Origin of the sequence: Bacteroides coprosuis, assembly GCF_020741705.1 — a bacterium.
In the GTDB taxonomy this organism is placed as follows: domain Bacteria; phylum Bacteroidota; class Bacteroidia; order Bacteroidales; family Bacteroidaceae; genus Bacteroides_E; species Bacteroides_E coprosuis.
The window spans coordinates 45,749-72,436 of record NZ_DYYK01000015.1; the positions used below are offsets into that span (position 1 = coordinate 45,749).

Annotated in this window: 19 protein-coding genes; 3 read left to right on the forward strand and 16 right to left on the reverse strand. The window is 34.8% G+C overall.

The window, feature by feature from the left end; all coding sequences use genetic code 11:
• Positions 1–147: 147 nt before the first annotated feature.
• A complete protein-coding gene (locus tag K8V80_RS00830; protein ID WP_276774711.1) occupies positions 148–2,337 on the forward strand; it encodes a glutamine synthetase III in 2,190 nt (729 codons plus the stop codon).
• Between the two features lie 99 nt (positions 2,338–2,436).
• A complete protein-coding gene (locus K8V80_RS00835) occupies positions 2,437–3,138 on the forward strand; it encodes a Crp/Fnr family transcriptional regulator (protein WP_006745732.1) in 702 nt (233 codons plus the stop codon).
• Positions 3,139–3,427: 289 nt separating this feature from the next.
• Here the strand turns inward: K8V80_RS00835 and K8V80_RS00840 are convergent, their stop codons facing one another.
• From K8V80_RS00840 to mutA, 3 genes are all read right to left on the reverse strand, one after another.
• Positions 3,428–5,317: a DNA topoisomerase 3 gene (locus K8V80_RS00840; protein ID WP_276774714.1), complete on the reverse strand. Its 1,890-nt coding sequence runs from the start codon at positions 5,315–5,317 to the stop codon at positions 3,428–3,430.
• Between the two features lie 495 nt (positions 5,318–5,812).
• The gene (scpA, locus tag K8V80_RS00845; protein ID WP_006745734.1) at positions 5,813–7,957 is read right to left on the reverse strand and encodes a methylmalonyl-CoA mutase; all 2,145 of its coding nucleotides are present in this window, start codon (positions 7,955–7,957) and stop codon (positions 5,813–5,815) included.
• 6 nt (positions 7,958–7,963) lie between these two features.
• Positions 7,964–9,856, reverse strand: coding sequence for a methylmalonyl-CoA mutase small subunit (gene mutA / locus K8V80_RS00850; protein ID WP_006745735.1), 1,893 nt, complete (start codon positions 9,854–9,856; stop codon positions 7,964–7,966).
• 237 nt (positions 9,857–10,093) lie between these two features.
• On the opposite strand from mutA, the gene K8V80_RS00855 reads away from it, so the two are divergent.
• The gene (locus tag K8V80_RS00855; protein WP_040310465.1) at positions 10,094–11,785 is read left to right on the forward strand and encodes a putative transporter; all 1,692 of its coding nucleotides are present in this window, start codon (positions 10,094–10,096) and stop codon (positions 11,783–11,785) included.
• A gap of 328 nt (positions 11,786–12,113) precedes the next feature.
• On the opposite strand, the gene K8V80_RS00860 is transcribed toward K8V80_RS00855, so the two are convergent.
• From K8V80_RS00860 to K8V80_RS00920, 13 genes are all read right to left on the reverse strand, one after another.
• A complete protein-coding gene (locus K8V80_RS00860; protein WP_276774720.1) occupies positions 12,114–13,481 on the reverse strand; it encodes an NAD(P)/FAD-dependent oxidoreductase in 1,368 nt (455 codons plus the stop codon).
• A gap of 68 nt (positions 13,482–13,549) precedes the next feature.
• Positions 13,550–14,974 carry an NADH-quinone oxidoreductase subunit N gene (locus K8V80_RS00865; protein WP_276774723.1) on the reverse strand — a complete coding sequence of 475 codons (1,425 nt, stop codon included), beginning with the start codon at positions 14,972–14,974 and terminating at the stop codon, positions 13,550–13,552.
• A 22-nt stretch (positions 14,975–14,996) separates the two neighbouring features.
• Positions 14,997–16,478, reverse strand: a complete 1,482-nt coding sequence (locus tag K8V80_RS00870) for a complex I subunit 4 family protein (RefSeq protein WP_276774725.1) — start codon at positions 16,476–16,478, stop codon at positions 14,997–14,999.
• A 32-nt stretch (positions 16,479–16,510) separates the two neighbouring features.
• The gene (nuoL, locus tag K8V80_RS00875) at positions 16,511–18,433 is read right to left on the reverse strand and encodes an NADH-quinone oxidoreductase subunit L (RefSeq protein ID WP_276774728.1); all 1,923 of its coding nucleotides are present in this window, start codon (positions 18,431–18,433) and stop codon (positions 16,511–16,513) included.
• Positions 18,434–18,441: 8 nt separating this feature from the next.
• Positions 18,442–18,750 carry an NADH-quinone oxidoreductase subunit NuoK gene (nuoK, locus tag K8V80_RS00880; protein WP_006745741.1) on the reverse strand — a complete coding sequence of 103 codons (309 nt, stop codon included), beginning with the start codon at positions 18,748–18,750 and terminating at the stop codon, positions 18,442–18,444.
• A 37-nt stretch (positions 18,751–18,787) separates the two neighbouring features.
• Positions 18,788–19,303 (reverse strand): NADH-quinone oxidoreductase subunit J family protein, encoded by a 516-nt coding sequence (locus K8V80_RS00885; protein ID WP_006745742.1) that lies wholly within the window; start codon positions 19,301–19,303, stop codon positions 18,788–18,790.
• Between the two features lie 61 nt (positions 19,304–19,364).
• Positions 19,365–19,829, reverse strand: a complete 465-nt coding sequence (locus tag K8V80_RS00890; protein ID WP_006745743.1) for a 4Fe-4S binding protein — start codon at positions 19,827–19,829, stop codon at positions 19,365–19,367.
• An 18-nt stretch (positions 19,830–19,847) separates the two neighbouring features.
• Complete coding sequence (gene nuoH / locus K8V80_RS00895) at positions 19,848–20,924, reverse strand: NADH-quinone oxidoreductase subunit NuoH (protein WP_006745744.1); 1,077 nt, start codon at positions 20,922–20,924, stop codon at positions 19,848–19,850.
• Positions 20,925–20,964: 40 nt separating this feature from the next.
• Positions 20,965–22,584, reverse strand: coding sequence for an NADH-quinone oxidoreductase subunit D (locus K8V80_RS00900; protein WP_006745745.1), 1,620 nt, complete (start codon positions 22,582–22,584; stop codon positions 20,965–20,967).
• Positions 22,585–22,586: 2 nt separating this feature from the next.
• Positions 22,587–23,231, reverse strand: coding sequence for an NADH-quinone oxidoreductase subunit B (locus K8V80_RS00905; protein ID WP_006745746.1), 645 nt, complete (start codon positions 23,229–23,231; stop codon positions 22,587–22,589).
• A complete protein-coding gene (locus K8V80_RS00910; protein ID WP_006745747.1) occupies positions 23,222–23,572 on the reverse strand; it encodes an NADH-quinone oxidoreductase subunit A in 351 nt (116 codons plus the stop codon). The genes K8V80_RS00905 and K8V80_RS00910 overlap by 10 nt, the downstream gene beginning before the upstream one ends.
• Before the next feature lie 80 nt (positions 23,573–23,652).
• Complete coding sequence (locus K8V80_RS00915; protein WP_276774737.1) at positions 23,653–25,290, reverse strand: tetratricopeptide repeat protein; 1,638 nt, start codon at positions 25,288–25,290, stop codon at positions 23,653–23,655.
• Positions 25,291–25,336: 46 nt separating this feature from the next.
• Positions 25,337–26,362: a PstS family phosphate ABC transporter substrate-binding protein gene (locus K8V80_RS00920; RefSeq protein WP_276774740.1), complete on the reverse strand. Its 1,026-nt coding sequence runs from the start codon at positions 26,360–26,362 to the stop codon at positions 25,337–25,339.
• Between the last annotated feature and the right edge of the window lie 326 nt (positions 26,363–26,688).

Consider the following 26,688-nt stretch of genomic DNA (forward strand, 5'->3'; position numbering starts at 1 on the left):
AAAATATAAACATTTATACATAGGGTTTATTTAGGACTAAATACTTATACAGATTTCAACCATTTTTACATTACATCTATTTTTTAGGAGTATAATTCATTTAATTACATTATTTTTGTCAACAACCCCTTAATATAACATACCAAAATGTCAAAATTACGTTTTTTTGCCTTACAAGAGACAGTTAATAGACAACCCCTTTCTATAACTCCACCTTCTAATAAACTTTCTGATTACTATGCAAGCCATGTTTTTGATCAGAAAAAAATGCAAGAATACTTACCTAGAGAAGCCTTTAATGAATTTACTAAAGCTCTAGATAAAGGAACACCTATCACGAGAGAACTTGCAAACCTAATAGCAAATGGGATGAAAAGTTGGGCAAAGACTTTACATGTAACTCATTATACTCATTGGTTTCAGCCTCTTACTGATGGAACAGCTGAGAAGCACGATGGGTTTATAGAACTGAAAGAAGAATTTGATGCAATCGAACATTTCTCAGGAAAATTACTGATTCAACAAGAGCCAGATGCTTCTTCTTTTCCAAACGGGGGAATAAGAAATACATTTGAAGCAAGGGGTTATACAGCTTGGGATACAAGTTCCCCTGCCTTTGTAGTAGATACTACACTTTGTATTCCTACTATATTTATCTCCTACACAGGAGAAGCTCTTGATTATAAGACCCCTCTGCTAAAAGCTCTCTCTGCTGTTGACAAAGCCTCAACGAAACTATGTAAGCTTTTTGATCGGAACATCACGAAGGTACTTACTAACTTAGGCTGGGAACAAGAGTTCTTTTTAGTTGATATTGCATTGTATAATGCTCGTCCAGACTTATACCTCACAGGCAGAACACTTATGGGACACTCTTCTGCTAAAGATCAGCAATTGGACGACCACTATTTTGGTTCTATTCCACCTAGGGTCAATGCTTTCTTGAAAGAAATAGAAATAGAGTGTCACAAACTAGGAATTCCTATAAAAACAAGACATAATGAAGTAGCACCTAATCAGTTTGAACTTGCGCCTATTTTTGAAAATGCCAATTTAGCCAACGATCATAATCAACAAGTTATGGATCTCATGAAAAGAGTAGCTCAAAAACATCGTTTTGCTGTACTCTTTCATGAAAAACCTTATAAAGGAATTAATGGATCAGGAAAACACAATAACTGGTCATTATGCACTGATACGGGCATTAATCTGTTTGCTCCTGGTAAAAACCCAAAGGGTAACTTACTATTTCTCACCTTTCTTGTAAATGCTCTTATGATGGTTTATAAAAACCAAGATTTACTGAGAGCATCCATCGTCAGTGCAGGAAATAGCCATCGCCTAGGAGCAAACGAAGCTCCACCTGCTATCCTTTCTATTTTCCTCGGAGATGAACTTTCTCTAACACTAGATTCAATCGTTGAACAAGTGGGTGATAAAAGGATGACTCCAGAAGAAAAAACAACATTAAAACTAGGTATAGGTAGAATTCCCGAGATTTTACTAGACACAACAGATCGGAACAGAACATCTCCTTTTGCCTTTACAGGAAATAGATTTGAGTTTAGAGCTGCCGGTTCTTCATCAAATAGTGCCGCATCTATGATCGTAATTAATGCAGCTATGGCTTCTCAACTTAATCAATTTAGAGAAGAGTTAGAAGGGCTAATAGATAAAGGTATGGGTAGAGATGAAGCACTTTTTAAGCTGCTCAAAAAATACATTTTAGAATCAAAATCTATTCGATTTGAAGGAGATGGATATTCTAAAGCATGGGAAGAAGAAGCAAAAAGAAGAGGATTAAGTAATATATCCCATGTTCCTGAAGCTTTAACCTATTACGTAAAAGATCAAGCTAAAAAAGTATTTATATCAGAAAATATATTCTCTCAGCATGAGCTTTATAGCAGACTAGAGGTAGAGCTAGAAAAGTTTACTAAAAAAATTCAAATTGAAAGTAGAGTTTTGGGTGACTTAGCAATAAATCATATAGTACCTATTGCGGTAAGCTATCAAAATAGATTATTAAAAAATCTAATGGGACTTAAAACTATTTTTGAAGAGGAAGAATATCAGATCTTGAGTGAAGACAGAGTAGAGCTAGTTCGAGAAATATCATACCGTGTTACCTCTATAAAAAAGTTAGTGAAAGAAATGATTGAGGCTAGAAAGGTGGCCAACAAAATGGAATGTTATACAGAAAAGGCTTATGCATATGAAAATATAGTGAGGCCATTTCTTGAAAATATAAGAGACCACATAGACCATCTAGAAATGGAAGTGGATGATGAAATATGGCCTTTACCTAAATATAGAGAGCTCCTTTTTGCTAGATAAACAGCAAATTAAGTCATATTACATTATTTGATAGTTTATATACCTTTATACTTAATTTATTTTTATATTTGTGCTATATAACATACTTTAGAAACACTCATGGGTAAAAAGAACTTATCAAATATCGAGATTTCGGAATATTTATCCGATATGTGGGCTCCTTTAAATGAAGACCAGAGGAAGTTTCTTTCTAATAATTATATACTTCAAAATTACAAGAAAAATGAAATTATATATGATGAGGAAGAAACACCCAAATACCTTATGTGTTTGCTAAGTGGGAAAGTGAAAATTTACAAAGATGGTGTTGGCGGACGTAGTCAGATTATTCGTATGATTAAACCCGTTGAATATTTTGGCTATAGAGCTTATTTTGCTAATGAAGATTATGTTACAGCTGCTGCTGCCTTCGAACCATCTATTCTTTGCTTAATTCCATTAGAAGTAATGACTAAGCTCGTTTCTGAAAATTGCGAGTTAGCCATGTTCTTCATCAAACAACTATCTATTGATTTAGGTATTGCTGATGAAAGAACTGTAAACTTGACGCAAAAACACATTAGAGGTAGATTAGCTGAATCTCTCTTATTCCTAAAAGAAAGTTATGGACTAGAAGAAGATGGTTATACATTAAGTATATATCTTTCACGTGAAGATTTGGCAAACTTATCAAATATGACTACTTCTAATGCTATTAGAACTTTGTCAAACTTTGCATCTGAAAGAATCATTGCAATTGATGGTCGAAAAATAAAGATTATTGATGTAGAAAAACTCACAAAGATAAGTCAGATAGGATAAACTCATATCACTATCACTAAATAGATAACAAAATAGGCTGCTTAACATTAGGCAGCCTATTTTATTTCTACTTTATCGAACAACAATAAAATCAATAAAGTTGCCCTTATTTATACCTCAAACTATTATCGAAGTAGCACTTTTGGGCATAAGAATGAATATATCATAACACCGACATGACAACAACATATCGGTGTCATCGTATCATCATGTCGGTGTCATGATAACAATAGGATACCGATATAATAGCCTTTTTATACTTCATAAAAAAGCTAATCACATTGATATACTAGAATGTTTGTCTAAATTCACAACCTTCTTTCCACTGAGAACAACCAAAGGCTTTGTTACCCTTTATCAACACTCCCCTACCACATAAAGGACAAGGATCTCCTTCTTTTAAGGGGTGTCTACGATCTGTAATATCATTTTTTACGGTTGAAACTATATCAGAGACCATCTCTTTCAACTCATCAATGAAAGTAGAAGCATTATAACTTTGATCTTCAATCTCTCTCAACTTCTTTTCCCAAATTCCTGTAAGTTCAGCAGATTTAAGAAGTTCTTCATGAATAATACGTATCAACTCCTTACCTGTCTCTGTTGGGACTAAGTTTTTTCTTTCTTTGCGAATATAATTCCTCTTAAATAAAGTTTCAATTATAGCTGCACGTGTTGAAGGCCTACCTATGCCATTTTCTTTTAATGCATCACTCAGCTCTTCTTGCTCTACAAATTTACCAGCAGTTTCCATAGCTCTTAAGAGTGTTGCTTCAGTGTATAGTTTAGGTGGAGTTGTCCATTTTTCGAGCAAAGAAGGTTCATGAGGTCCAGATTCACCTTTAGTAAAAGGAGGTAACATCTTTGATTTGTCCTCTTTTTGCTCATCTTCATCTTTTTCAAAAACGACACGCCAACCTTTATCTAAAATCTGCTTTCCAGTAGCTTTAAATTTCACTTTCTCAACCTTACCTTCTACTGTTGTTGTAGATATTTTACACTCCGGATAGAAGCATGCAATAAATCTCTTGGTTATTAAATCGTATACTTTACGATCATTATCTGTTATGCGATCGGGATAAACACCTGTTGGTATGATAGCATGGTGATCTGTGACTTTTGTATTATTAAATACTTTCTTAGACTTTGGCAACTTTTTTGCCAATACAGGTGCTGTCAGCTCTGCGTAATCTCTTAAACCTTTTAGTATAGATGGGCATTTAGGATAAATATCATCACTCAGGAATGTAGTATCTACTCTAGGATAAGTAGTTAATTTACGTTCGTAAAGTCCTTGTATTAGTTTAAGAGTTTCATCAGCAGAGAAACCAAACTTCTTATTACACTCAACCTGTAAAGAGGTTAAATCAAATAATCTAGGTGGGAATTCAGAGCCTTTTTTAGCTTGAACCGAAGTTACTTCAAATAGGTTTCCTTGTATCTTCTGCAATAGAACCTCTGCATCTTCTTTGTTTTCATATTTCCCTTGAACAGAATTAAAGATAGTCTCTTTATAGAGTGTTTTAAGTTCCCAGTATGATTCGGGCTTAAAGTTGTCTATTTCTTCTTGACGATTAACAATAAGCGCCAATGTTGGTGTTTGTACTCTACCCACAGACAATACTTGCTTATTGTTGGCATACTTTAGAGTATATAACCTAGTAGCATTCATACCCAAAAGCCAATCACCTATTGCACGGGCCAAACCCGCTTCGTATAAAGGTTGAAACTCTTTTTCATCCTTTAGATTGTCAAAACCTTCTTTTATTGATTCCTCTGTCAATGAAGATATCCACAATCTTTTTACAGGGCAAGTTGCTCCTGCTTTCTGCATCACCCAACGTTGAATTAATTCTCCTTCTTGACCAGCATCACCACAGTTTACAATCATTTCAGCCCTTTGCATAAGGTGTTCAATGACATTAAACTGTTTCTCTATCGATTTTTGCTCTATGAGTTTGATACCAAATCGAGGTGGGATCATTGGTAAAGTATTTAAGTTCCAATACTTCCAATCTAAAGAGTATTCATGTGGTTCTTTCAACGTACAAAGATGACCAAATGTCCAAGTAACTTGATAACCATTTCCCTCATAATATCCTCCTTTGGGTTCATGAGCTCCTAAAATGTTAGCAATATCACGTGCTACAGATGGTTTCTCGGCAATACAAACAATCATTCTCTATTATATTAGTGGACTACAAAGTTAGTAAAAATCATTGGTGACTGATCAAGCTTAAAAATAAAATATAGATCTAATCTGCTTTATTTAAGCGATCTTTCTCTTTTCCGTTGCATTTATGAGTAAGCTAAAATTGCTATAAGAATGCTGTTAAGCAGATAATTAACTCATTGGTGAGTTACAACTTTAAATTAACAAGAAATTAATCTATTTCGCTTTTGGGCATAAAAAAAGGAGCAACGCCTTGCTCCAATCTTGTTAACCTTAAATCTAATACTATGAAAAACACAGTACAAATGTAATGTTTTGAGTGAGTCTGGCAAAATTACAGACTCAAATAGTATGTTATATAACACATATTAATACTTGATTATTATAACAAGCTTATATTTTAAATAAATTAATAAATATCTCAATCTATTTATTAACCGAAGATCAAAAAAAAGGAGAAGTCGATTGACTTCTCCTTTCTAAATTATATTTACAACGAAATCATTCGTCTAATAAAATCTCTAGTAAAGTAGATGCAGCTTTAGCAACAGATGTACCTGGGCCAAAGATTGCAGCAACTCCTGCTTTGTATAAGAAATCATAGTCTTGAGCTGGAATAACACCACCTGCAATAACAATGATATCTTCACGACCTAGTTTCTTTAATTCTTGAATAACAGCAGGAACTAAAGTCTTATGACCAGCAGCAAGTGAAGAAACACCTAGAATGTGTACGTCATTTTCAACAGCATCACGAGCAGCTTCGGCTGGAGTTTGGAATAATGGTCCCATATCCACGTCAAAACCACAATCTGCATAACCTGTTGCAACAACTTTTGCACCTCTATCGTGACCGTCTTGTCCCATCTTAGCAATCATAATACGAGGCTGACGACCTTCTTTCTTAGCAAATTTTTCAGCTAAGTCACACGCTCTGACAAAATCTTTGTCTTTTTTACTTTCTGATGAATACACGCCTGATATAGTTCTAATTTGTGCTTTATAACGTCCTACAATTGTTTCACATGCATCTGATATTTCACCCAAAGTAGCTCTAACTTTAGCAGCCTCAACAGCCAATGCTAACAAGTTGCCCTCTTTAGTTTCAACACATTTAGTAAGAGCTTCAAGAGCTTTCTTAACAGCTGCTTCGTCACGGTTCTTTCTTAATTCTTCTAAGTGTTTTACCTGACCTTCTCTTACGGCAGTGTTATCTACTTCAAGAATATCAATTGGATCTTCTTTCTCTAGAACGTATTTATTAACACCAATAATTGTTTGTTTTCCTGAGTCAATACGAGCCTGAGCACGAGCAGCAGCTTCTTCAATACGCATTTTTGGAATACCTGTTTCAATAGCTTTTGCCATACCGCCTAGTTTTTCAACTTCTTGGATATGTTCCCATGCCTTATGAGCGATTTCATTAGTTAAATTTTCAACATAGAATGAACCAGCCCATGGATCAACTTGACGACAAACTTCTGTTTCTGTTTGAATATAAATCTGAGTATTACGAGCAATACGTGCAGAGAAATCTGTAGGTAATGCAATAGCCTCATCCAAAGCATTAGTATGTAATGATTGAGTGTGACCTAGTACAGCAGCCATAGCTTCAATACAAGTACGTCCTACGTTATTGTAAGGGTCTTGCTCTGTAAGTGACCAACCAGAAGTTTGAGAGTGAGTTCTCAAAGTGATTGATTTAGGGTTCTTAGGATTAAATTGACTAATCAATTTAGCCCAAAGCATACGTGCCGCTCTCATCTTAGCAATTTCCATAAAGTGGTTTGTACCAATTGCCCAGAAGAATGATAAACGAGGAGCAAAAGCATCAATATCAATACCTGCTTTCATACCTGCACGAACATATTCTAAACCATCAGCCAATGTATAAGCCAACTCAATATCAGGAGTAGCACCAGCTTCTTGCATGTGGTAACCCGAAATAGAGATAGAGTTAAACTTAGGCATATTTTGAGAAGTATATTCAAAGATGTCTGAGATAATCTTCATTGAGAATTCTGGTGGATAGATATAAGTATTTCTCACCATAAATTCTTTCAAAATATCATTTTGAATAGTACCAGCCATTTCTGATAGCTTAGCACCTTGTTCTAGACCTACATTAATATAGAATGCCATAATTGGTAGTACAGCTCCATTCATAGTCATTGATACTGACATCTTGTTTAGAGGAATACCATCAAATAAGGTTTTCATATTATCTAAAGAACAAATAGAAACCCCTGCTTTACCAACATCACCCACAACACGTTCGTTGTCTGGGTCATAACCTCTATGTGTAGGCAAGTCGAATGCTACAGAAAGTCCTTTCTGACCAGCTGCTAAGTTTCTACGATAGAAAGCATTTGATTCTTCTGCTGTAGAGAAACCTGCATACTGACGAATAGTCCATGGTCTCATTACATACATTGTAGAGTATGGTCCACGCAAGAATGGAGGAAGTCCAGCAGTGTAATTTAAATGTTCTAATTGTTCTAAATCTTCTTTTGTATAAGCTGATTTTACATGAATATGTTCTGGAGTTTCCCAGTCAGCTTTAATTTGATTTTCTTTTTGCCATACCATCCCATCTGCTGGGTGTATAGCAGAATATATATCTAAATTTTTAAAGTTTGGTTTCATATCTGTTTACTTCAAAAGTTTTGCATTAAATTCTTTCAAGGTTTCTAGAACATTTACTTTAACATGAATAAAGTTCTCGATACCTTTAGCTTTCAAGTCATCCATGCATGCAGGAGCACCAGCTACCACAAACATAGCACGATTATTTAATGCTTTAAATGCTGGTTCAGCATATTCTGCATATTCATCGTCGCTTGAACATAATACAACAACATCAGCACCTGCTGCCATAGCTGCTTCAACACCTTCTTCCACTGTTTTGAAGCCAAGGTTATCTACTACCTCGTATCCAGCACATGCAAGGAAATTACAAGAGTATTGAGCTCTAGCTTGACGCATTACTAAGCTACCAATAGTAAGCATAAATGCTTTAGGACGTTTGCCAGATAGTTCTGTCTCTAGTCTTAGTTTTTCAAATTCTAGTGCAGCTCTATCAAAGTTTAGAGTCTTAATATCCGACTTACCATCAGCTTTACAGCAAGAAGTAAAATCTTTTGGACGTTTGTCTCCAGCCTTTTCTGAGAAGTTAGGGAATATGTTTGTTCCCAAGATATTTTCTCTACGTTGAGCTACAAGTAAATGGCGTTTTTCATTTGAAGCATTAACCTCATCTTGTACTCTACCTTCTTTAACAGCCTTGTAAAATCCTCCTTTTTCAACAACATCTAGGAATATTCTCCAAGCTTCTTGAGCAATAGATTCTGTTAGTTTTTCAATATAATATGAACCACCAGCAGGGTCAGCTACTTTATCGAAATGAGATTCCTCTTTCAATAATAATTGTTGATTACGTGCAATACGTTCTGAGAATTCTTCTGAATCTTTATAAGGTATATCAAAAGGAAGTACAGTCATAGAGTCAACACCAGCAAGTGCAGCACTCATAGCCTCTGTTTGAGAGCGAAGTAAGTTTACATGTGAATCGTAAACAGTCATATTGAATAATGAAGTTTGTGCATGGATACGCATTTTCGCAGCACAACGACATTCTTTATTTTCACCTTGATTATCACAATCACGATCACAAGTTGGGTTATAAGCTGCCACAATATTAGCCCAAAGTAAACGTGCTGCTCTAAATTTAGCGATTTCCATAAAGTAATTAGAACCTACACCAAAGTTGAATTTAATTTTTTTGGCTACTAGTTCTGCAGGACATCCTGCTTCAGTAAGCTTATCTAGGTATTCGTTACCCCAAGCTAAAGCGTAACCGAGTTCTTGAGTAATAAATGCACCTGCATTATTTAAAGAACTTGAAGTCACATTTAATGTACGATAAAAAGGTAAAGGCTTAATTGCTTCTAATAATGCTTTTGAAGTTTCAACAAAGTTCCCTTTTTCTTTACCACGAGTTAACATCTTATTCATAAAATCGAAATCAATCGATCCGAATAACTTCTTAACATCATAGTTTTTCTTTTGGAAGTATGCAACTACTAGTTTTGCTAACTCAACGATGTGTCCTTGACACGTAGAAAAGTTTAGCTCAACAGTTTCAGCATCAATACCTTTTAATAAGGCATCCATTAACTGATCATTTAAATCTTTCTCATTAATTTTAAAAGATAAAGATTCAACACCTCTTTCAAGTAAGAATAAAGCTTTTTTATTTGCTTCTTTAATATCCTTTACTTCTAAATCTTGACGAACTAGCCAAGCATTGGTGTTTTTCTTAGTACCTCTTAAATATGGGAATTCTCCTGGAAGAGAATTTATTAACTGCAAATCCTTAATGTCTTCCCATCTATAGAATGGCTGAACTTTGAAACCTTCATTAGTTCGCCATACCAGTTTTCTTTCGAAATCAGCTCCTTTCAAATCAGTTGCCACCTTTTCCATCCATTGTTCTGTAGACACTGGAGGAAAATTTGAGAAAAGATGCTCTCTTTTTTCTGCCATAGTTTATTAAATTTATTGTAAGAATTTTTAACTAATCATATTTGATTAAAAGTCTAATTATTACATTAGGTTTACACAAATATAAGAATTCAATACTATAAAATAAGATAAATTACGGAAAAGTTTCAACATTTGAAGTTGAGTTCGGCTTACAAGTGAAAGACATAGATGCGAATATTGCTTTCTGCTCAAAAAATAACTAAATTTGTGTCACTTATCAAATCAACAGAACTTATTATGGAATGGATTAATGTTTTACTGCATGACCCTAATTCGATAGCTCATATAGTACTGCTATATGCTTTTGTTATTGCAGCAGGGGTTGCACTCGGTAAAATTAAAATTTTTGGTGTATCACTAGGTGTCACCTTTGTTCTTTTTACAGGAATTGTGATGGGCCATTTTGGGTTTAAAGTGAACCCAGAGACACTTCATTTTATTCAGGAGTTTGGCCTAATTCTTTTCGTTTTCTGTATTGGTCTTCAAGTAGGACCAGCCTTCTTTACTTCCTTTAAAAAAGGAGGAATGACTTTAAATTTACTCGCCGTCGGTATTGTAACTCTCAATATTGTAGTTGCTCTAAGCATCTATTATATAATGGGAGGACGCATTGAACTACCTATGATTATAGGTACTCTTTATGGTGCAGTAACGAATACTCCAGGACTTGGTGCGGCTCAAGAAGCCCTAAACCAAATTGGCTATGAAGGACCTGAGATTGCATTGGGGTATGCTTGTGCCTACCCGCTAGGAGTTATTGGCATCATAGGTTGTATCATAGCTATCCGATACATTTTTAGAGTGAACATCAAAAAAGAAGAAGAAGAGCTTCTTGCAGAAAAAGAAGCTGGGCAAGATAAGCCCTCTCGTATTATTGTAGAAGTTACCAATGAAGCAATAGTAGGCAAGAGCCTAAAAGATGTAAAACATTTCCTTGGATACCCTTTTATCTGCTCTCGACTTCGTAGAGGAAATTCAAGCATTATGCCCGAGGGAGATACGATTTTTAAAAAAGGGGATTTACTCCTTGTAGTTTGCTCTGCTGATAACACAGATGCTGTAGTAGCATTGGTAGGAAAAGAGGCCGAAGCAAATGCATGGGATCTAGAAGCAGAAAATGACAGTTCAGAAGAGAAAGAATTAGTTTCTCGCCGAATATTAATTACCAAATCTGATATTAACGGTAAAAACTTGGGAGAATTACAGATTAGAAATATCTACGGTGTCAATGTTACCCGTGTTAATCGTTCGGGAATGGATTTATTAGCAGATCCCAACTTAACGCTACAAGTGGGTGACAGTGTTACTGTTGTAGGTACACTAAAAGGAATCAACCAAATAGAGAAACATTTAGGTAACTCTATGAAAAGGTTAGACCACCCTAATATTATCACCATCTTTATTGGTATTTTCTTTGGTATTCTTTTTGGTAGTTTACCTATGAAATTTCCAGGTATGCCTACCCCTGTGAAACTAGGATTGGCTGGAGGACCACTTGTTGTGGCTATATTAATTGGACGTTTCGGACATCACTTCAGATTAGTAACCTATACTACTCAAAGTGCCAACCTAATGTTAAGAGAAATAGGTATTGTTTTATTCTTAGCCAGTGTGGGTATAAAAGCTGGAGAAAATTTCATTTCAACAGTTGTAGATGGAGACGGATTACTTTATGTAGGTTTTGGATTCCTTATAACTATTATTCCTATATTAATTATAGGCTCTATTGCCCGTCTTTACTACAAGATTAATTATTTTACACTGATGGGATTAATAGCAGGTAGTAATACTGACCCTCCAGCACTAGCATATGCAAACTCTGTGGGATCGGGCGATGCTCCTTCTGTGGGATACTCAACAGTATATCCTCTAACAATGTTTTTAAGAATCCTTACAGGACAAATGATACTAATGTTTATGATGGCATAAAGCCTCACGACATGATTAATAATTAAGGCTATCTGAGTTCAGGTAGCCTTAATTATTTCTGCAAATAGACGATTAAAATCAGTTACGATCATACTGATTTTATAAGCCCCTTCTAAATATTAGTGTTTTGTATAATAATCCACTCTTATTTTTATTAGGGTTAAGACTCTACTTTATCAGGGTCAAAACAACAACATGTCGGTGTCAAAACCTTCTCTTCTTTTTTTATTAATATTTATGCACTCTAACTCTTTATCCTATTGGATAAATATGCTTACATGCAAAGAAAAAAAAGAGGCAGTTTAAACTGCCTCTTTCATACATTTATTTATTGAAATTTACTTTCATCTAAGTTTGGATCAAAAAGATTTTCACCTAGATGAGTTGTAGCGTCTGCTTGTTCGCGTTCTTTAATTGCATGTGTTTTTTTAGCATAAAATATAAATCGCAATGATCTATCATAAGTAATATAGTTCCACATCCAATTGAGTAGTACTATAATTTTATTTCTGACTCCAAGGATAGACTTGAGGTGGACAACTAGCCACATTGCCCAAGCTGTCCAGCCACCTACATTACATTTACCTAAATCGGCAACTGCTTTTTTTCTACCTACAGTGGCCATAGACCCATAATCTTTATATTTAAAGGGTATCAAACCCTTATTAGATTCTTTATGCTTTATATTTTCTGCTAAGTTCCGAGCCTGTTGAATAGCTACTTGTGCCAACTGAGGGTGCCCATTTGGATATTTAGAATCAGTCATTTGAATACACTGATCTCCAATACAAAATACATCTTGGAGACCTTTAACCGCATTGTATTCATTTACAATAATTCGCTTACCCCTTCCTAAATGATCTCCATCAATATATTTTATTGGGCTTGCAGAAACACCACTTACCCATATCAAAGAACGAGTAGATATAGATGAACCATCACTTAATTTTGCTATATTATTTTCATATTCTTCCAAACGAGTATTCAACATGATATGAACCCCCATCTTTTGAAGATATTTCGCAGCATTTGCTGAGGATTTCTCAGACATACTACCCAATAGTCGGCTTGAGGCTTCTACTAGGTGTATATTCAACAAATCTGGAGACATATCGGGGTAATCTTTCGGAAAAACAAAACGCTTCATCTCAGAAAGAGCTCCCGCAATTTCTACTCCAGTTGCACCACCACCAACAATAACAATATTTAAAAGCTCATCTCTCTCTTCTTGAGTAGCACAAGTAAGTGCCCGTTCAAAGTTTGATAGTAGAGTACTACGCAATCCCAAAGCCTCTTGCATAGTTTTCATAGGAATGGCTTTTTCCTCAATACTTTTATTCCCAAAAAAGTTTGATACAGAACCAGCGGCTAAAATCAAATAATCATAGTGTAGTTTGCCAATAGAGGTCTGTAGTATTTTGCGCTCAGCATTTACTCCTCGTACTTCTGCCATTCTAAAATAGAAATCCTTCCTATTATGAAATAGCTTTCTAAAAGGGAACGAAATAGAACTTGGCTCTAAACCAGCACTTGCTACCTGATAAATTAAAGGTAAAAACTGGTGAAAGTTGTTTTGGTCTATTAAGACTACTTGGAAGTCTGATTTTTTAAACCGATTGACTAGTTCCAAGCCAGCAAATCCCCCTCCAACAACAACAACTCTTTTCTTTAGGCTTCTAGGAATATTAACACTCATAACAATATAAATTATTATTCTACAATACTCTAACCTTTTAAACTAACACAATAATAAATAGCCTTCAATTATAGCCCAAAACTATATGAACTCAGCAATTCATAAATAGAGCTTACTATACCAAATAATATTACACTAGCCATACATAACACAATGCTAACCTTTGTATATCCATCACTTTTAAATGTGGCAATAGGTTTATCATTGGGCATAATGAACATTGCTTTTACAATTAACAAGTAGTAATACAGTGATATAATGGTATTAACTAAAGCTATAAATACTAACACTTTGAATCCAGCTTCAAATGCAGCCATGAAAACAAAGAACTTACTAAAGAATCCTGCAAAAGGAGGGATTCCTCCTAAAGAGAATAGAGACAATGTCATAACAAAAACCAATTTAGGATTGGTCTGATACAGTCCATTGTAATCGCTTATATTTACTTTACCGCCTGATCGCTGTTCCACTATAGAGATAACACCAAAAATAGCAAGGTTAGCCACTAAGTATATTAATATATAATAGACCAAAGAGCTCATACCTATGGCGCTTACAGATATAGCTGCCAACATAATATATCCAGCTTGGGAAATACTACTGAAAGCAAAGAAACGTTTAATATTATTTTGTCTAATAGCAAATAGGTTTGCAATTGTAATTGAAGCTACAATAATCCACCACATCATATCTTGCCAAACATCTACTAATGGAGCAAATGCTTTTATTAAGATAGTCATCAGTACAAAAGCTGCAGCAGCCTTGGATATAACAGATAGATAACCTGTTACATTGGTTGGAGCGCCTTCATATACATCTGCTGCCCATAAATGGAAGGGCACAAGAGAAATCTTAAAACCTAGACCTCCTACAACAAAAACCAATCCCATAATTTGCAAAGGAGTCATAGTGATTGATTGCAATAAGTCACTAAAATATAAGCTACCATTAGTGCCATAAATATAAGAAATACCAAATAGCATCAACCCTGAAGAAAATAGTGCCAACAAAATAAACTTAGCTCCAGCCTCAACAGATTCTATCTTGTATTTATTAAATGCCACCAAGCAAGACATCGGAATAGATGCCAACTCTAACCCAATAAAGAATAATAGGAAGTGACCTGCACTTACCATATAAGACATTCCTAAAAGAGTAAACAGAGTAATCACATAGAACTCACCTCTCCTTATTGAAGTATCTTCTCTTCTCAACCAGACATCTGATTGCATAATTACAATCAGTGTACCGAAAGCTAAAATAGTCTTTACAATACTTACGATAGGTGAGCTTTCGTACATACCTCCACAAAGTGACAACTCAGCAGTAGGTAGGAAATTATATATTATATGCCCTGCCAAACCTAACGAGGTTATCAGGTGAAAGTACTTACGACCTTTATCTCCAGCAAAGAGATCAAATAATAGTAGAAAAACTATCAAAGCCAAAAGAGATAACTCTGGGCGCATGAGTAGTAATTGAGTATAGTCCATATCTTTTTCTATCTTTTATTTATTAATTTATTAACTGTACAAGAAAAGTAGATGCACTTTCACTAATAATATTGGAGAAGAAGAATGGGAAAGATCCTACTCCTACAATACAAATAATGAGTACAATTACACTTAATTTTTCATCCCAACTAGCATCTGTAAGAGTAAGAAAAGATTTGTTTTCTACTTCTCCATAAATAGATCGGCCAATTAGGCGTAATATATATACAGCAGTAATTACAATAGAACTTGTAGCTAGAATAGTAAAGACTCTATGGAAAGTATCTGTATTTTCAAATGAACCCACAAAAATGGTCATTTCAGCTACAAATCCACTAAATCCAGGTAATCCTAAGTTTGCCAAACCTGCTATCACATAACAAACAGAAAGGAATGGCATGATTTTCATAAGTCCTCTTAACTCTCTGACATCTCGAGTATGAGTACGACCATAAATCATACCAATCAGGGCAAAAAATAAAGCTGTGATTAACCCATGAGATAACATTTGAAGAACGGCTCCAGTAGCAGCTGTCTGTGTCATCATAAGAATAGCAAATAATACTAATCCACAATGCGATACTGAAGAGTAAGCATTGATATACTTCAAATCGGTTTGTACACAAGCAGAGAATGCTCCATAAACGACACTAATTCCTGTCAATATCAAGAATATCCATGATAGTTCTTGAGCAGCTTCGGGCATTAAATACATGGCTACACGGAAACATCCATATCCTCCTAATTTCATCAATACTCCAGCATGAAGCATAGAGACAGCTGTTGGCGCCGAAGCATGACCATCAGGGCTCCATGTATGGAATGGGAATAAAGCACCTAGTACTCCAAAACCCAAGAACGTCATTGGGAAGAAAATTCTTTGCATTTCTATAGGGATATGAAGGCCTCCTATTTCTAACAAGTTCATACTAGTAGCTCCTGCGCCAAAGTATATCCCTAAAATTCCAAAGAGCAAAAACGCAGATGCTCCCATCAACATCAGAGTTAGTTTCATAGCTGAATACTCTTTTTTTCCTGTACCCCATACGCCTATTAGCAAATACATAGGGATTAAAGCGATTTCATAAAACATAAACATTGTAAAGAGATCTATGCTAATAAAAAAGCCAAATACACCCATACTTAGTAAAGTGTACCATAAGAAGTATTCTTTGGTCTGTTCTTTCATCTTCCAAGAAGCAAACACTCCCGTAAAAACGATAACTGATGCAAGCAATAACATTACTACTGATATGCCATCGACCCCTACTGCATAGCAAATATTTAATGGTTTGTACCACTCTATACTCTGAGTAAACAACATTTGAGAAGTATCTCCCGCAGCCCTTGCTTGAAGATACATATATGTTAGTGTTACAGACATAGCAATAAGTAAAGATGAACCTACTACCATAACTGTATGTATTTGTTTCATGTTCCTAGATATCCATAGGGCTAGTAACATGAGGAGTGGAATCAGAACAAATATTGACAAAAAATTCATATCTAATTATTTTTTCTTTTTCATTAATTATTTTAGGCAAGCCAAACTATTCCAAAATAGGTAAATAGTAAAGCTACAAAGATGACAATTGCACCCCATAAAAAGACAACAGCATAACTCTGTACATTGCCACTTTGCAATCCTCTTATTTTAAATGACACTTGATTAGTTATCCAAGCAAGAGAGTCAAAGAATGCATCTATGACATGCTTATCAAACCATGCAATGGGTTTAGAAATACATCCAAAAATTACCTTATGAGTAATAAATTGATAAACCTCATCAATATAAAAACGATGTGTTGCAGCTTTGTGTAATCCTTTAAATTGACGTTCCAATTGATTAGCAACTTTTCGATCGCTTTTTCTATACATAAATGTTGCTATAATAATAGCAATAACAGCTACTATCAAACTTGTTGTAGCAACTTGTGCGTCTATATGAATGATATAAGGAGTTCCATCACTACTGATATATTTACCAAAAGGCATAAAGCCAGCTATACAAGTAATAAGAGTTAGAATAATAAGAGGAATTATCATAGACGAAGGTGATTCATGAGGTACATGAGCATGACCTTCTGCATCAGTTTTTGTTTCGTATGCTTTACCCCAGAATATGTTATAGTATAACCTGAACATATAGAAAGCTGTTAGACCTGCAACGAATGTCATCAAATATCCCATCAAAGGGCTAAACATAAAGGTTGCAGCCAGAATCTCATCTTTTGAGAAGAAACCACTAAATGGCCAGATACCTGCTATTGCTAAACAAGCAATAAGGAAAGTTATGTGAGTAATTGGCATATGCTTCCGTAAGCTTCCCATATCTTTCATTTCATTAGAATGTACAGCATGTATGATTGCTCCAGCACCCAAGAATAAAGTAGCTTTAAACATGGCATGAGTAAACAGATGAAACATAGAAGCCATATAACCTAAACCTCCTGCATGAGGATCCATAGAAGTACAAACTCCTAAAGCAACTATCATAAATCCGATCTGAGAGATTGTAGAAAATGCAAGTACACGCTTAATATCAGTCTGAACACAAGCTATTACAGCTGCAAATAAAGCTGTAAAGGCTCCTACATATCCAGCAAAGTGCAAAACTTCAGGTGCAAAGCCAATAAATAGAGGGAATAGACGTGCAATTAAATAAACACCAGCAACTACCATTGTGGCGGCATGAATTAAAGCACTGACAGGTGTTGGACCTTCCATTGCATCGGGCAGCCAAATATGAAGAGGGAACATGGCACTCTTACCTGCACCACCAATTATCATCAGTCCCAATGCCAAAGGAATCATAGTTCCAGCAGCTGCAATTGCTTTCATATGAGGAGCAAAATCAAACGAGAAAGAGCCCACATAGAAACCATAGACTAAAATACCAATTAGAAAACCTAAGTCAGCAAAGCGAGTTACAATAAATGCTTTCTTCGCTGCTGCAATAGCTGAGGGCTTAGTATAATAAAACCCGATTAACAAATAACTTGACACTCCTACAAGTTCCCAGAAAAGGTACATCTGGAAAATATTTGTAGCAATTACTAGCCCCAACATAGACATTGTAAAAAGCGAAAGGAATGCATAATAACGTTGAAAGCCTTTTTCGCCTTTCATATATCCCATGGAGTATATATGAACCATAAGTGATACCGTAGTGATTACGACAAGCATCATTACAGATATTGGGTCCAACAAAACTCCCATATTAAAGGTTAGAGTATCTGTAAATGGAAGCCAAACAAAGTCAAATTGTATACCTTGACTTATTGTTCCACCAATGAAATAGCTGTAAGCAATGTAGTAAGCAAATAAGGTAGTTACCCCCAACATACATGAACCTATCAATCCCGAAACTTTAGGCTTAATTTTATTTCCTAAAAGTCCCAAGAAAACAAAAGTGAAAAGAGGCAAAATTAGCAGTGATAATGTTGAATACTTTTCCATATCAAATCTTAGTCTTTTAGTTTATTCAGATTTCCAACCTGAATATTATTTAAGTTTCGGTACACTGTAATAATAATAGCAATTGCTACAGCAGATTCTACAGCAGATAGCCCTATTGAAAAGATGGCAAAAAACATCCCTTCTAAGTTTTCTGGGTATAGAAATCGATTAAACACTGCAAAGTTTATATCTACAGCATTCAATATTAACTCAACTGATATTAGAATAGTCAGTAAGTTTCGACGAATAAAGAAACCAAAAATCCCCGCAAACAACATAAAAGCTGAAACGAGTAAATAATATTGCATCGGTACCATAACCTATATATCTTTTATCTTTTAAATACTTTATTAATTATCTCTTTCTAGCTATTACAATAGCACCAATTACACAAGCTAGCAATAGCACCCCCATTAATTCAAAAGGAATGAGATATTGAAATTTTTCTGTTCCCAACATGGTTTTACCTATCTGATTCATTCCCACTTCAACATCGTTGAACATCGCTTCTTTAAATACGTTTTTTAGAATCAAAAAGGCACATACTAGAAAAGAAACTACTGCAGTAATAGCACCAACCCAAAATTTAGACTTAGGTAATTTTTCTGCACGGTCGTTCATACCCTTACTAGATGTTAGGAGTATTGCAAAAACATATAAGACTGTTATTCCTCCTGCATAAACCATTAACTGAACAGCCCCAAGAAAAGAGTAGTTAAGCTGGAAGTAGATTCCCGCAGTTCCAAGCAAAACAAAAAGCAGATAGGTTGCCGAACGCAAAATACGACTTGTTGTTACAGTTAGTACTGAGAAAACAACAATAATCAATGCCAAAACAGCAAATACTACAGCTTCGAATGTAATATTCATAATGAATGTATTTTATATTACTATATTTTATTTTGTATTAAGTTGATATCCTCTCTACAATTCAATTCTTTTTATTCAGCTTCAACTCTAATACGGTTTTATCGAACACAGCATGTTCAAATTTGTTATTAAAGCGAATAGCCTTGGTAGGACACACATCTACACATAAATTGCAATACATGCATGAACCTAGGTTGTATTTATAATCTACAAGTTTCTTTTTCTTCTTTCCTGTTTCCTCATCAACAACCATTTCTGATATTACCTCAATTGTTCCATTAGGACAAGCATTCTGGCATAACCCACAAGCAATGCACTTATTATTACCATCTTCATCGTGAGGCATCTCTAATGTTCCACGAAATCTTTCGGGAATAACTAAGGTTTCTCTATTTTCAGGATAACATTGTGTTACTTTAGGAGTAAAGAACTCTTTCAATGTAACCCTCATTCCTGTTGTGAGAGAGCTTATAGCTGATATAATTTTCTGTATATATGATTTTTTATTTCCCATTTCTCTATTCATTATTTTATCAGTTTACGATTAAAAATGCCAGCCAAAAGTTACACAGAGAGCCATTACTAATAGGTTTACTAAACCTATCGGCACTAAATATTTCCACTCAAGTTGTAATATTTGATCAACACGTAAACGTGGGAAAGTCCATTTTATCCACATCAATACCCACACTAAAAAGAAAGTCTTACCAAAGAACCAGATAAAACCAGGAATGACATCCATTATGGCATTAAAGCCGTTTAAACCAGAAACATGGAAAGGCATCCAGCCACCTAAGAATACAGTAGCAGCAAAACCAGATACGATAAAAAGGTTGACAAATTCTGCAACATAAAATAATCCAAAGTGCATACCTGAATATTCAGTATGGAAACCCGCTGTTAATTCAGACTCAGCTTCAGGTAAATCGAATGGACCACGGTTTACTTCTGCGTTTGCAGCAATAAGATATATCACAAAAGCGATTAAAGCAGGTAGATGCCCTTTGAACAAAAACCAGCCATTTGCTTGTTGTGCTACAATTTCACTTATTTGCATTGTACCAGTCAATGCAACTATAGTCAATGCAGACAGACCTATAGACAACTCATAGCTAATCATCTGAGCCCCACTCCTCATCGCTGCAATTAATGAAAATTTATTATTACTTCCCCAACCAGCTAAAAGAATGCCTATGACTCCTATTGAGGATACAGCTAAGAAGAAGAATACCCCAATATTAAAGTCTAAAATTTCCAAACCTTGGCTGATAGGTAAGCAAGCAAAAGCAAGGACAGAACCTACTACCACTATATAGGGAGCTAAATTATATAAAAACTTATCGGAGTGCTTTATAATAATAATCTCCTTTGTTAACATTTTCAATACATCGGCAAAAAGTTGGAATATACCCCATGGACCTACACGATTAGGTCCAAATCTGCATTGAAAAAAGGCACATACTTTACGCTCCATATAAATCATTATTATAGCTATAATAGCATATAAAGCTAAAATACATACACCCACTAAAACACATTCTACAAATAGCGCTAATCCTTGAGATAAAAACCCAGAGAGCCAATCGTGAATACTACTCGTAATAATTCCAAAGTCAAACATAAATATTCTTGTTTGTATATTTTTAATTAATATCAGATTGTTATCTATCTATATCAGGCACAACATAATCGAGTGTACCCCCAATAGCAATCAAGTCGGCAATCTTAGCACCTCTCGCTATTGTATCTACACAAGCAACAAGCGGTAACCCTGTACTTCTAAACTTCATTCTATATGGATTTTTATCACCCTTGCTCTCAATAAAGACACCAAACTCACCTCTACTAGCCTCAACAGAAGCATAGTAACTACCTTCAGGTATTCTGATGATGGGTTTTGTTTTTTCTCGTGTAGTTCCCTCTGGTATATTATCGATCAAAGCAGCAATAATTCGCATACTTTCTTCAATCTCTTCCATGCGGACTAAATACCTTGCATAAGAATCTCCTTCTGGTCGAACAACTTCCTTAAAATCAACTTGATCATAAACACCATAAGGAATACGTTTACGAACATCACAAGCCCAATTTGAAGCTCTACCCACAGGACCAGTTGCACCAAAAGAAATAGCATCTTCATGGGTAAGCACTCCCACGCCAATCATTCGATTGCGAGCAATAACATTATCAGTGAAAACTTTTTTATATTCTACTAATACTTTAGGAAGATACTCAAGAAGTTCTTTTACTTTACGCACAAAATCTGGATGAATATCGTTTTCAACACCTCCAATGATATTATAATGTAGTATTAATCTACCACCTGTAGTTTCTTCTAGGATATCAAGTACTTTTTCTCTATCTCTAAACCCATAGAAGAAAGCAGTTAAAGCACCTAAGTCCATGCATAGTGTAGAAAAGAAAAGGAGGTGTGAGTTAATTCTCTGGAGTTCATCCATTATAGTTCTAATATACAGAACTCGATCTGAGACTTGAAGATCTATCGCTTTTTCTACACACATACAAAGTGCATGACGACTTTGCAATGCAGCTAAATAATCAAGACGATCCATATAGCCAATAGTTTGTTGGTAAGTCAGCCCTTCACATAACTTTTCAATGCCTCTATGAATATAACCACAATGAATATCTATCTTATTGATGAACTCACCATCTAAAGACGTACGAAAACGTAGTACACCATGAGTTGCAGGATGTTGCGGTCCTATATTAACAACATATTCATCTGGTTCAAAAAGCACACGTTGATTAGGGACTAACTTTCCTTCATCATTTAAAGACCAAGACACAGTAAAATCTTCATTGCCTTCATTGGTCATATCCAACTCTTCAATATGCTCGTAATCTTTGCGTAGAGGATAACCTTTCCATTCATTACGAAGAAAAAGTCTGCGCATATCTGGGTGATTTAGAAAAATGATACCGTAGAAATCATAGGCTTCACGTTCATAGACAGAAGCTATCTTCCACAAATCAGCAACTGTATGGATATAAGGTTGCTCACGATTTGATATTACAGCTCTTAATTCTACTTGATATTTATTTGCAGTAGATTCCAAATGATAAATCACTCCAAAACCCTCTTCACCAAAATCAATACCTGTGAGGTTTCTCATGTAGTCGAAATGAAGGTCTTCTTTATAGAGGAATTCTGCCATCTCTCTAAATATATCAGAGTCTATTTTAACAATTAGTCTGTCTGGTTTCTCCTCAATAATAGCAGAAGGGAATTTTTGGGTTAGTCTAGCTTGAACACTCATTTTCAATAATTATTTTTTTCAGATGAATCTTCTTTCAGTTTTTCTTCATATTCTTTAATGGTTAACTCTTTCTTATTCACTCCACCAATAAAGCGTTCCAACTTCACTTTACGCTGAAGTTGCATAAGACCATAAATCATAGCTTCGGGACGTGGAGGACAACCAGGAATAAACACATCAACAGGTAATATCTTATCTATACCTTTAACCACGTGATATGAGTTTTTAAATGGTCCACCAGTAATAGTACAAGCACCACATGCTATAACATACTTTGGATCTGCCATCTGATCATAAAGTCTCTTCAAGACAGGAGCCATTTTATCGGTAATGGTACCCGCTACCATAATAAAATCTGCCTGACGTGGACTAGGTCGTGCTACTTCAAAACCAAAACGAGCAAAATCGTGACGAGCAGCACCAATAGCCATAAACTCAATACCACAGCAACTCGTAGCAAAAGTTAATGGCCATAGTGAATTACTTCTACCCCAATTGACAACATCGTCAAGAACTCCGACAACTACATTTGTTCCATTAGAGCGGAGTTCTTCAACCATATTTTCTAAATAATCGTTGTTTTTAAACTCATCGTAAGCCATGGATTTAATCTTGGGTATCTTTTTATTTTGTTTCTTTATTTCCATTCAAGAACTCCTTTCTTCCATGCGTAAGCAAGGCCTAAAACTAAAATAAGCAAGAAAAATAAAAAGCTAATTAACCCCATCATTCCTAATTCTTTAGAAACGACAGCCCAAGGAAAGAGGAACACTGTTTCTACATCAAAAACCAAGAAAAGGATGGCATATAAGTAATATCCCACTTTAAACTGCATCCAACTTGTACCTCTCGTAGGAATACCACATTCATAAGCTTCACTTTTCTGTGGATTATAAGACCTCGGAGAAAGTAAACGGGCTGTTTTAAGGGCTAAAGCAGCTAGTAATATAGCGGTAATGATTACCGCTATTAATAGTATAAAATCCATTTTTTACTGTTTAATTAACTATTTTCTATAATATAAGACTTAATTAAGAGAACCTCAATTAAATTGTATCTTACTCATATTTAATTAGATAGAACTTCAAGTATTTTCTGAGCTGTATCATCGTTAGAGTTAAGCTCTAGTACTTGTTCTGCATATTTCTTAGCAGATTGTTTATCACTATCTTTTTTATTTGAATCAAATTGATACAGATAATAAATAGACAAATATCTATATCCTTCAACAAGTTTATTAATATTTGAATCTAAGTCATTACTCTTAATTACTTCTATCATTTTTAAGTAGTCGTCGTTTGCTAAACCTTTAGACAAGTCAGCATCAAGCAAAGTTTTCACATTGGCTCTCCAATAATAGCCTTGATAACTATCAGGAACTAAGTCAATAACCATACTAAATGCTGCTTCTGCCTTTGTGGTATATTCCACTAGTTTAGTCTGGTCTTTTTCAATTTCATCTTTCGAAGCTTTCACAGCTGCTTGGTAATAAGCAATACCCATTAATAAATAATCAGAAGATTCAGTTTCTTTAGCTAGCTCAATATATCTATCGTATAGCTTACCTGCTTCAACAAATCGATTCGCATTTACTAGTTTTCCTGCTATATCTTTTAAGACATCTAGCTTTTCAGTATCCAGAGCTATTGCTTTGTCATATTGAACAATGGCTTTGTCTAAATCTCCATTTTCTCTCAAAATATCTCCATACACAATATAATCATTCGCCAATAATGGTGTTTGTGTATCATCAGGAGAGAGTGCAAATAATTTTTCACTGGCATCTAAGGCCTTGTCAAATTTTTTCTGCTTGTCAAAGGTATACATTAATAATCGATTCATCACTCGATTATTGGGATCTACAGCTAAAACTTCTTGAATTATTTCGAGAGCTTTTTCGTAATTATCTGTAAAATAGAAAGATGCAGCATAATTTTTCAAATCAGCTAAAGACTGATTATTACTTTGGAAAAATAGATTATAAGCATCTATTGCTTGTTGATAGAAACCATGGTGGTAATAAATATCAGCAAGATATTTGTTTATTAATGTGTTATTAGGATTGGCTTCTAAGCCACTTTTCAAAGTATTTATAGACGTTGTAGAATTAGTCGTTTCATAAACTAATGCATTCTTAATATATGCTACTACACAACTAGGATCAAAAGTATAAGCTTGTTCATATTGTGAAGCAGCCTCTCCTATATTCCCTTTTTTCAACAAGATATCTCCTCCTAACAAATAAGGTAAAGCAGAATTTTTATCTATACTTCTTGCTGCAGACAAAGTGCTTTCTGCATCAGCAATCATATCTACATCCCAGTAAGCTTTAGCTATTTGCACTAAAACCGCAATATCTTTTTTGTTTTTCTTTTGGATATTCTTTAATTCTTTACTTAACTCTTTAGGTGATGCTTTTTGTTCTATCTTCACTTTGCCAATAGAGCAAAATACAGCATCTGAATCTGCATTAATACCTTTATTAAAGTATTCTAATGCTTCACTATTTTTTCCTTCTTTCAAGGCAATCTCACCCAAATAATAATATGAAATATCTGGAGATACACCTTTTGATCCTTCAAAAAGTTGTTTGGCTGTTGTAAGTTCTCCTAAATTGAAAAGCTCAATACCAGAGTGGTTTTGTGCAAAAGATGTTGCACAAACCAATAAGCTCACAAGAGAGCAGATAAAATATCTTGTTTTCATTTTTAATCTTTTTATAAGTAAGTACTACTCGTTCTTTATTCATTAATTAATCCATCGATTCTGAAATATTAATAAGTCGGATAGGTCTGTTTGCTGGCAACAATCCCGATTTCAAGATTATCCGTTGCCCTCTATCACTAGCTATAAAATTGTATAAGCCAGTTGTAAGACCACCAATAGCATCTGTACTCATTATATAAATATCTCTTGTCAAAGGATATCCAGATTCTAAATTTTCTAAAGGCGAATATCTGTGTGCAATTTCTAATGCCATTTGATACTGATAGGGTTTATAACTATTAGAAGATGTGGCAACATCTCTTCTACTTATACCTACAACAGTAACCTCATCAATAAAACTCAAATTACTTTGATCGGAAGGATTGTTTAACCAACCAACCCCTAGTACCCCTATAGCATTGGGATGAGATGCAACATATTCTATAACCATACGATTTGATTTAACTTGACTAATATCAACAGATTCAATATCAGCAGAAATAGCTTTAACATTTGAGCCCATTGGCTCATTATTACAAACTGAATCTCGTAAGAAACGAACCGTACTTGAATTAGGAGTATCAAATAGGACTGATATTTCATTTAATGGAGAATTAGCGTTAATCTCCTTCCATGATTCAATTTTACCAGTGATGACTTTTTGAACTTGGCTTAGTGTCAACAAAGAATCTGGATTATCTTTATGAATAATTAATGCAACTCCATCAACAGCAACTTTTAATACTCTTAGCCTTTGTTTCTTTGCTTCTACTCTTGAAATTTCATTCTGAGTCAATTCACGGGTTCCTAAAACCAAACGTACGCTATCTTTCATCAAAAGATCATACACATTTACATCATTCGTGTAAATAGGAATGATTGACGACTTCTCGTATAATGATTCAAATACGCCAATCTGCTCATCTATGATTGGAGCAAAGCTCTCATCTACTGCTATTTCAACAATTCCAGATGTTGGAGTATCAGTTCTTGATACTTTGCGCTGGTTCTTACACGAGGTAAAGCTGATCAACACAACCAATGATAGCAATAAAAATTTCACTTTTCTCATATCAAATAATATTAAAGGTTTATAGAAAATGACTTTAGCGCTGACTCCACAGCCTATATCCTCGATAAATTCCGTACACAGTAAATATGATAGCCAATACTATTCTCACAGGTCCGGGAATAGCACTCCTTCCAATATATAGAGGTGAAAACACTAATAAATAAGATATCAGTAGATAAGTAGCCGTCATTAGCAAACCCCATACAAATTTAAAGGATAATGTTTTTTTTGCACCTTTCATTACAAATGAATTAATTTAATTTAAAAGAGAGAGATGCTAATATTAAAGCAGTTTAAAACTCTCTCTTTATTTTATTATTTCAACT

Bases quoted from the DNA above. Each gene is read 5' to 3' on its own strand.
- K8V80_RS00905 (WP_006745746.1), bottom strand. From the start codon at position 23,231: ATGGAAATAAAGAAACAAAATAAAAAGATACCCAAGATTAAATCCATG.
- nuoL (WP_276774728.1), bottom strand. From the start codon at position 18,433: ATGGAAAAGTATTCAACATTATCACTGCTAATTTTGCCTCTTTTCACT.
- K8V80_RS00840 (WP_276774714.1), bottom strand. From the start codon at position 5,317: ATGATTGTTTGTATTGCCGAGAAACCATCTGTAGCACGTGATATTGCT.
- K8V80_RS00860 (WP_276774720.1), bottom strand. From the start codon at position 13,481: ATGAGTGTTAATATTCCTAGAAGCCTAAAGAAAAGAGTTGTTGTTGTT.
- K8V80_RS00830 (WP_276774711.1), top strand. From the start codon at position 148: ATGTCAAAATTACGTTTTTTTGCCTTACAAGAGACAGTTAATAGACAA.
- K8V80_RS00900 (WP_006745745.1), bottom strand. From the start codon at position 22,584: ATGAGTGTTCAAGCTAGACTAACCCAAAAATTCCCTTCTGCTATTATT.
- nuoK (WP_006745741.1), bottom strand. From the start codon at position 18,750: ATGGTACCGATGCAATATTATTTACTCGTTTCAGCTTTTATGTTGTTT.
- K8V80_RS00885 (WP_006745742.1), bottom strand. From the start codon at position 19,303: ATGAATATTACATTCGAAGCTGTAGTATTTGCTGTTTTGGCATTGATT.
- K8V80_RS00870 (WP_276774725.1), bottom strand. From the start codon at position 16,478: ATGAATTTTTTGTCAATATTTGTTCTGATTCCACTCCTCATGTTACTA.
- nuoH (WP_006745744.1), bottom strand. From the start codon at position 20,924: ATGTTTGACTTTGGAATTATTACGAGTAGTATTCACGATTGGCTCTCT.
- mutA (WP_006745735.1), bottom strand. From the start codon at position 9,856: ATGGCAGAAAAAAGAGAGCATCTTTTCTCAAATTTTCCTCCAGTGTCT.
- scpA (WP_006745734.1), bottom strand. From the start codon at position 7,957: ATGAAACCAAACTTTAAAAATTTAGATATATATTCTGCTATACACCCA.
- K8V80_RS00855 (WP_040310465.1), top strand. From the start codon at position 10,094: ATGGAATGGATTAATGTTTTACTGCATGACCCTAATTCGATAGCTCAT.
- K8V80_RS00890 (WP_006745743.1), bottom strand. From the start codon at position 19,829: ATGAATAGAGAAATGGGAAATAAAAAATCATATATACAGAAAATTATA.
- K8V80_RS00910 (WP_006745747.1), bottom strand. From the start codon at position 23,572: ATGGATTTTATACTATTAATAGCGGTAATCATTACCGCTATATTACTA.
- K8V80_RS00915 (WP_276774737.1), bottom strand. From the start codon at position 25,290: ATGAAAACAAGATATTTTATCTGCTCTCTTGTGAGCTTATTGGTTTGT.
- K8V80_RS00920 (WP_276774740.1), bottom strand. From the start codon at position 26,362: ATGAGAAAAGTGAAATTTTTATTGCTATCATTGGTTGTGTTGATCAGC.
- K8V80_RS00865 (WP_276774723.1), bottom strand. From the start codon at position 14,974: ATGGACTATACTCAATTACTACTCATGCGCCCAGAGTTATCTCTTTTG.
- K8V80_RS00835 (WP_006745732.1), top strand. From the start codon at position 2,437: ATGGGTAAAAAGAACTTATCAAATATCGAGATTTCGGAATATTTATCC.